We start from the raw sequence: 5,534 nt of genomic DNA on the forward strand, positions 1-5,534 counted from the left end.
ATCCAGTGTTTTATCTACGAAAGGAAAAGGAGTTTCCCCTCTTACTGGGAAAGGAATTGCTGTTGCGGTTTTAGATACTGGTATTGATAGAGAGCACCCAGATGTAAAGATAAAAGATGGCGTTTCATTTGTTGAAAATGTTTTAGATTTTGATGATGATAATGGTCATGGAACACATTTAGCGGGTATTATTGGAGCGCAAAAAAATAATAGCGGTATGACAGGAATTGCTCCTGATGTGGATTTATATGCAGTGAAAGTATTAGATAAGTATACGAATGGAAAATATAGTACAGTTGTAAAAGGAATCGATTGGGCAATTGAACATAAGGCGAATATTATTCTAATGAGTCTAGGTGGAAAAAAAGAATCTGTATTTTTTGAAGAAGCCATTAATAAAGCATATGAAAAAGGAATTTTGTTAGTTTCATCAGCAGGGAATGAAGGATATAAAGAGGGAGATTCAATTACTTATCCAGCTAAATTTAATTCTGTAATTGCAGTTGGAGCGTTAGATGCTAAAGATCAACGAGGGTTCTTATCTAGTAAAGGAGAACAGTTAGAATTAATGGCACCAGGTGTAGATATTTGGAGTACTTGGAATGATGGTTCTTATAGATTTGATAGTGGTACTTCAATGGCAGCCGCTCATGTAGCTGGTGTGGCATCTTTGTTATTAGAGAATGATAGAATGTTGTCTAATCAACAAGTAAGAGAGTTATTAAAAAAATCAGCAACTCCTTTAGGAAGTCCATTTGAATATGGAAATGGGAAAATAAATTTAAGTCATGCTTTGCAAATGATGAATCAAAAATAAAAGAGAACCAACTTTATAGTTGGCTCTCTTTTATTTTTTAAAGGGGTATAGAAGGGATAAGTATTAAAGGGTATAAAAAGGACTATAAATTATATATTGAAAAAGGGTATATAAAGGGATATGATGAAAGGAACAAAATATACCCTAAGAGGATGTTAAAAATGGCGAAAGAACAAATCAAATTATATGTTTCTGAAGAAGAAAAAGAACGATTAGAGTTATTAGCTAAAATGAATAGCACAACAGTTTCGAACTATGTAAGAATGACAGCTTTAGGTGTTCGTGTTAGACCACCTAAAGAAATTCCTGTAGTTGTTGAAAAAGAAAGATTAGAAGATGAGGACAAATTGGTGTTACAGGAATTGCTTGAACGAACACAAGGAAAAAAAGATTTTATTACACTAGATAGAGAATTTAATACACGTTTAATTGCACTAGCTGGACGATTACTCGAATAAAGAGGAAATTTTGAGGTAAGTGTCAACGGTACCGGACCGAGCCCGAAAGGGATCGGGAGGATAAGGAGTGGACACGTACGTCAGATGTATCACCCTCTTGGCAGTTCCTCAAAACATATTGTTTTGGGGACGCCAACCGGCGAGGGAGCCCCTCAAGGATTGAGGGGTTGGGGAGTTCGATGGATGGGGTCAAGGGGAAAAGTTCCCCTTGTGGGGTGTGGGGCAAAGCCCCTAGCATTTGTCACGCTATGGCGTGATTTGGCGAAGCCAACAAGGTCTCGCAGAGCCCACACCAAATGTAATTTGGTATAGTGGGCTATACCAAAACTTTGGATTCGCTCTCTCGATATGTTATGATAACCTTAAAAGTAGTCCTCTTACGGAAGACAATTGTGAGGGAAAAACATGAACAAATTCGCAATCATTCACATGCAGAAATTTCAAATTTCTGATGTGCAAGGGATTCAAAAACATAATCAAAGACAAGGAAAAAGTAAATCAAATTTAGACATCGATTATTCGAAAAGTGAACAGAATTATGATTTGTTGAATCAACAAAAAATTAGATATGAAAGCACAATTAAACAAGAGATCAGTGAGCGAGTAAAACGAAAGCCACGGGCAAATTCTGTTGTGCTTTCAGAATTTGTAGTAACAGCTTCGCCTGATTACATGCATTCATTAAGTTTAGAAGAACAGAAACGTTATTTTGAGAGTTCACTAGATTTTATTCAAAAGCGTTATGGCAAACAAAATACGTTGTATGCGATGGTTCATATGGATGAAGCGACACCACATATGCATATTGGTGTGATGCCAATTACAGAAGACAATCGTTTGTCCGCAAAAGATATGTTTACGAGAAAAGAATTGATATCTTTGCAACAGGACTTCCCGTTGGAAATGCGGGAAAAAGGTTTTGATGTAGATCGGGGAGAAGGTTCTGAGAAAAAACATTTATCGCCTCAAGCCTTTAAGGAAAAACAAGATTTAGAAGTAGAAGTGGAACAGTTATCCAATGTAAAAACGCATTTAAAGACAAAAGTAGTGGAAACGCATAATCAATTACAACAAACCACAAACTACATCGAAAAACAGAATGAAACGTTACAAAAAATTCAGCAACAATTTTTGAGTTTAGATAAAAAAATAAAAGAAAAGAAACAGGAATTTGAAACGTTTCGAAATCAAATTCCGGATAAGCCAGTGTCAATGTCTTATTTGCGAGAAGAAACAAAAACAGAAGTAACAACGAAACTGTTTGGAAAGCCAGAAATTACTGAGAAGAAAACAGGAAACATCGTGGTGACACGTGAGCAATGGAGAGATATGAAAAAAAAGGTTGATGCAGCGGTTATTATAAAGAGCGATTATGAACGTTTGCAAAAAACGGATCTTGTAAAAGAAAACAAAGAATTACATAGTGCAGTCGATGAGATATGTGACTCACTTAAAGAATCTCAAAAGAGAAATGTAGGGTTACAGAAGGAAAACAAACAATTAAGTACAGAAATAAGCTCATTAAAAGCTCATATAAGAGATTTACAGACAAATATAAAGGTTTTATATCAACAAACGAAACAAGTCTTTAAAGAGCAATTTAAGACGTTTAGAGGGCTTGTAAAAAATGAATTGGTTGGAAGAGAGGTAGAAAATCATTTTGAACGGGAGCATGAACGTGAAAATAAGAAGAAAATAAGTAGACATCGAGGGTATGACATGGAGCGATAGAAGACATTCAAAAAGTAAATAAAACTTTTGGGAAACTTTATTTGACAATCTTTTGAGAGAATATGTGTGATAAAATTAAAAAACGAGCCATGCTCGAACATGGCTCGTTTCAAAGGGTATTTCAGCGAAAATACCAATAACTTGTTGTCGTATATAGATTATCATAATTTTATTATTAGGGTAATACCTGAATTATGATTTTTGGTATTTTTGTTGGTGCTCGGAATATTGAGAGGAGCAACAACAAATGAAAAAGAAAGAGATTTTAGAAGTTACAGAGATGTTGAGTACTTTTATTGACGCTGGTGCAGGTGCTCAAGAACTTATGAAGGCGATCACTGAAAGAAATCTACATAAGAATTCAAATTTTATATTTGTTTTTCATACGTTAAAAGCTTGGATTGAAAGTGATAATCCAGAAGTGAAGCTTAGTAAAACAGAGAAAGCAGTTTTATTTACTTTGCTACCTTATGTCGGTTGGAATAATCAAATTGAACTTTTACAACCAACTATGCAAAAACTATGTGGTTATAAAGATAGGTCATATTTTAGTAAGGTTTTAAATTCATTAGTAAGGAAAAATGTTTTAGAAAAACAAAGTGTAGGAAAACAAAATTATTGGTTTTTTAATTCTTTACTTGTTAAAAAAGGTAATTCTAAAGAACGAAAACCATATATAAAATTTGAACTAAAAGACTAGTAAAAATTACTAGTCTTTTTTATTTACATATTTTCCCAATATGTGGTTTTTACCCCACATATATGTGGTTTTTACCCCACATATTGGGAATTAATTACAATCGCTAGAACCCCTGATATAATCATGTTTATTCACTTTTTTATTAAAAATTCCATGTTGTTCTTTCTATATCTATATAAGGGGTTGGTTTTTCTCCATACAATGGTCAGGTAGTATTTTTTGAAAAAAACTCTCAAAAAATCTCCACCTTTCTTCCATTGCATTCCAAAATTCGGCTGGTTTTTAGCGTTCGCCAAGCCGAACAGACCAAAAACGGGATTAAATTGCTCGACTTGGACTCGTAATTATACCAGCCGAACCACCAAGTTCTATCGTTCCAAGTGATAAACTTATCCGATAATAAATTACGTTCTTGGGGGCTAGCCCCCAAACCCCTAGCCAGCACTCACACCCAAAAACAGGGAAACTCAACATTGGATTACTAATTTTGTTTTCCAAAAGTATATGCAATTTTACATATACAGAAAAAAGAGTTTTGAAATATGACATACTTATCTTTGTTAAAAAAATTTATTTCTGGAGGAATTATACATGTTAAAAATTAAATCTAAATTCAAAAAAATCATTCCAGCAACAATGGCATTTGCGGCTCTTTTAACAGTTGCACCTTTATCTTCTTTTGCAGCTGAAACAGAAACGCCTGTAAAAAATAATGTAGTGAATTTCCCACAAACAAATTATAAAGTAGAAAATGTAAATCAAACTGTTTCTTTAGATGAAGATGGTGATGTATCAGCTCAAGGGTGGAAAAAATCAGCTGTTGTTTGGGGCTTAAAAAATGGTGGAGATGCGTTACAGACACTTACAAAATGGTTGGGTGCTGGAACTAAAGAAGCAAAATATTTGAATAAACATGCGAAAAGTATTGCTAATGCATTAGATCGTTTTGAAAGTCATATTGAACAAAATTTAATTGATTTTATGATTTTTGAATGCGGAATTCCTGGTGGATCAGCTCGAGTTATTGCAAGTGCAATTACTGGTCTTGTTTTATAATTATTGAATTGTAGGTGTTTAATATGAATATTGAACAAGAAATTTCTAAGCTAAAATATCATAAAGAATTAATGTTAACTATGCTTTTACATGAAAACCCTGATAAATTTTCTTTTTATCATCAAATTATTAACCATGATTTAGAAAAAAAAGATGAGATAGCAATTTTAAATATTATTTCTTTATTTAACAAAAGGTTATCTAATGAAAATACATTTGATTTTGAAAAAGAATTTTTTGATTCTATTAGTTTACAAGTAATTTATGATTGTAATGTAAAACCAACTATTGAGGAATATGAAGGTTATTTAAAGGCAATAAATATTCCGATAAACCCTAAATATTTATTAATGGCAATTAATAAGCAAAAAGAATCAGATAATGTTTGTGAATTTTTATTAGAAAAATATAAAGAAAAATAAGGTGCTTTTGCACCTTATTTTTTATGTGTAATGGAGGATCAAAAATATGAAAAAATTTATTATGATAGCTGTATTGTTATTTGGACTATGCAGTGGAAGTGTAACTTCTTTTGCGAGTGAGTTATCAAAGAAAGATGATTATTTAATTATGTTTCGAGATAAAATTGATGAAAATTTGATTGAAAAACAAGGTGGGGAAGTAAAAGAAACGTATTCTAATTTACCCATTGTAAAAGCTGAATTTCCTTATGATCCAACAAAGACTTTGAAACAGTATTTTGAAGTCTTGGAAGTTGAACAAGATGGAAATGTAAAAGCAAATGGGACGAAACAGTCTTTACATAATGGGG

Annotated in this window: 6 protein-coding genes and 1 pseudogene; all 7 read left to right on the top strand. The window is 32.8% G+C overall.

Translation table 11 applies throughout. From position 1 onward, the window contains the following. Positions 1–817: S8 family peptidase (locus QCI79_RS34895; protein ID WP_353842284.1), on the top strand; the 817-nt coding region annotated here is incomplete at its 5' end. A gap of 161 nt (positions 818–978) precedes the next feature. After that, positions 979–1,275, top strand: a complete 297-nt coding sequence (locus QCI79_RS34900; protein WP_021728519.1) for a plasmid mobilization protein — start codon at positions 979–981, stop codon at positions 1,273–1,275. Positions 1,276–1,680: 405 nt separating this feature from the next. Beyond that, on the top strand, positions 1,681–3,006 hold the full coding sequence (gene mobV / locus QCI79_RS34905) for a MobV family relaxase (RefSeq protein WP_021728523.1): 1,326 nt from the start codon (positions 1,681–1,683) through the stop codon (positions 3,004–3,006). Between the two features lie 247 nt (positions 3,007–3,253). Further along, positions 3,254–3,706 carry a hypothetical protein gene (locus QCI79_RS34910; protein ID WP_021728522.1) on the top strand — a complete coding sequence of 151 codons (453 nt, stop codon included), beginning with the start codon at positions 3,254–3,256 and terminating at the stop codon, positions 3,704–3,706. Between the two features lie 591 nt (positions 3,707–4,297). Further along, positions 4,298–4,762: a hypothetical protein gene (locus QCI79_RS34915; RefSeq protein WP_011839882.1), complete on the top strand. Its 465-nt coding sequence runs from the start codon at positions 4,298–4,300 to the stop codon at positions 4,760–4,762. Between the two features lie 23 nt (positions 4,763–4,785). Continuing rightward, complete coding sequence (locus tag QCI79_RS34920; RefSeq protein ID WP_021728521.1) at positions 4,786–5,184, top strand: DUF1878 family protein; 399 nt, start codon at positions 4,786–4,788, stop codon at positions 5,182–5,184. A 46-nt stretch (positions 5,185–5,230) separates the two neighbouring features. Further along, positions 5,231–5,534 (top strand): annotated as a pseudogene (locus QCI79_RS34925) (S8 family peptidase); the annotation flags it as partial.

This window comes from Bacillus cereus group sp. MG1, assembly GCF_040460035.1.
Lineage (GTDB): Bacteria > Bacillota > Bacilli > Bacillales > Bacillaceae_G > Bacillus_A > Bacillus_A cereus.

Excerpts from the sequence above, each read along its gene's own strand:
- QCI79_RS34900 (WP_021728519.1), top strand. The coding sequence starts at position 979 with ATGGCGAAAGAACAAATCAAATTATATGTTTCTGAAGAAGAAAAAGAA.
- mobV (WP_021728523.1), top strand. The coding sequence starts at position 1,681 with ATGAACAAATTCGCAATCATTCACATGCAGAAATTTCAAATTTCTGAT.
- QCI79_RS34910 (WP_021728522.1), top strand. The coding sequence starts at position 3,254 with ATGAAAAAGAAAGAGATTTTAGAAGTTACAGAGATGTTGAGTACTTTT.
- QCI79_RS34915 (WP_011839882.1), top strand. The coding sequence starts at position 4,298 with ATGTTAAAAATTAAATCTAAATTCAAAAAAATCATTCCAGCAACAATG.
- QCI79_RS34920 (WP_021728521.1), top strand. The coding sequence starts at position 4,786 with ATGAATATTGAACAAGAAATTTCTAAGCTAAAATATCATAAAGAATTA.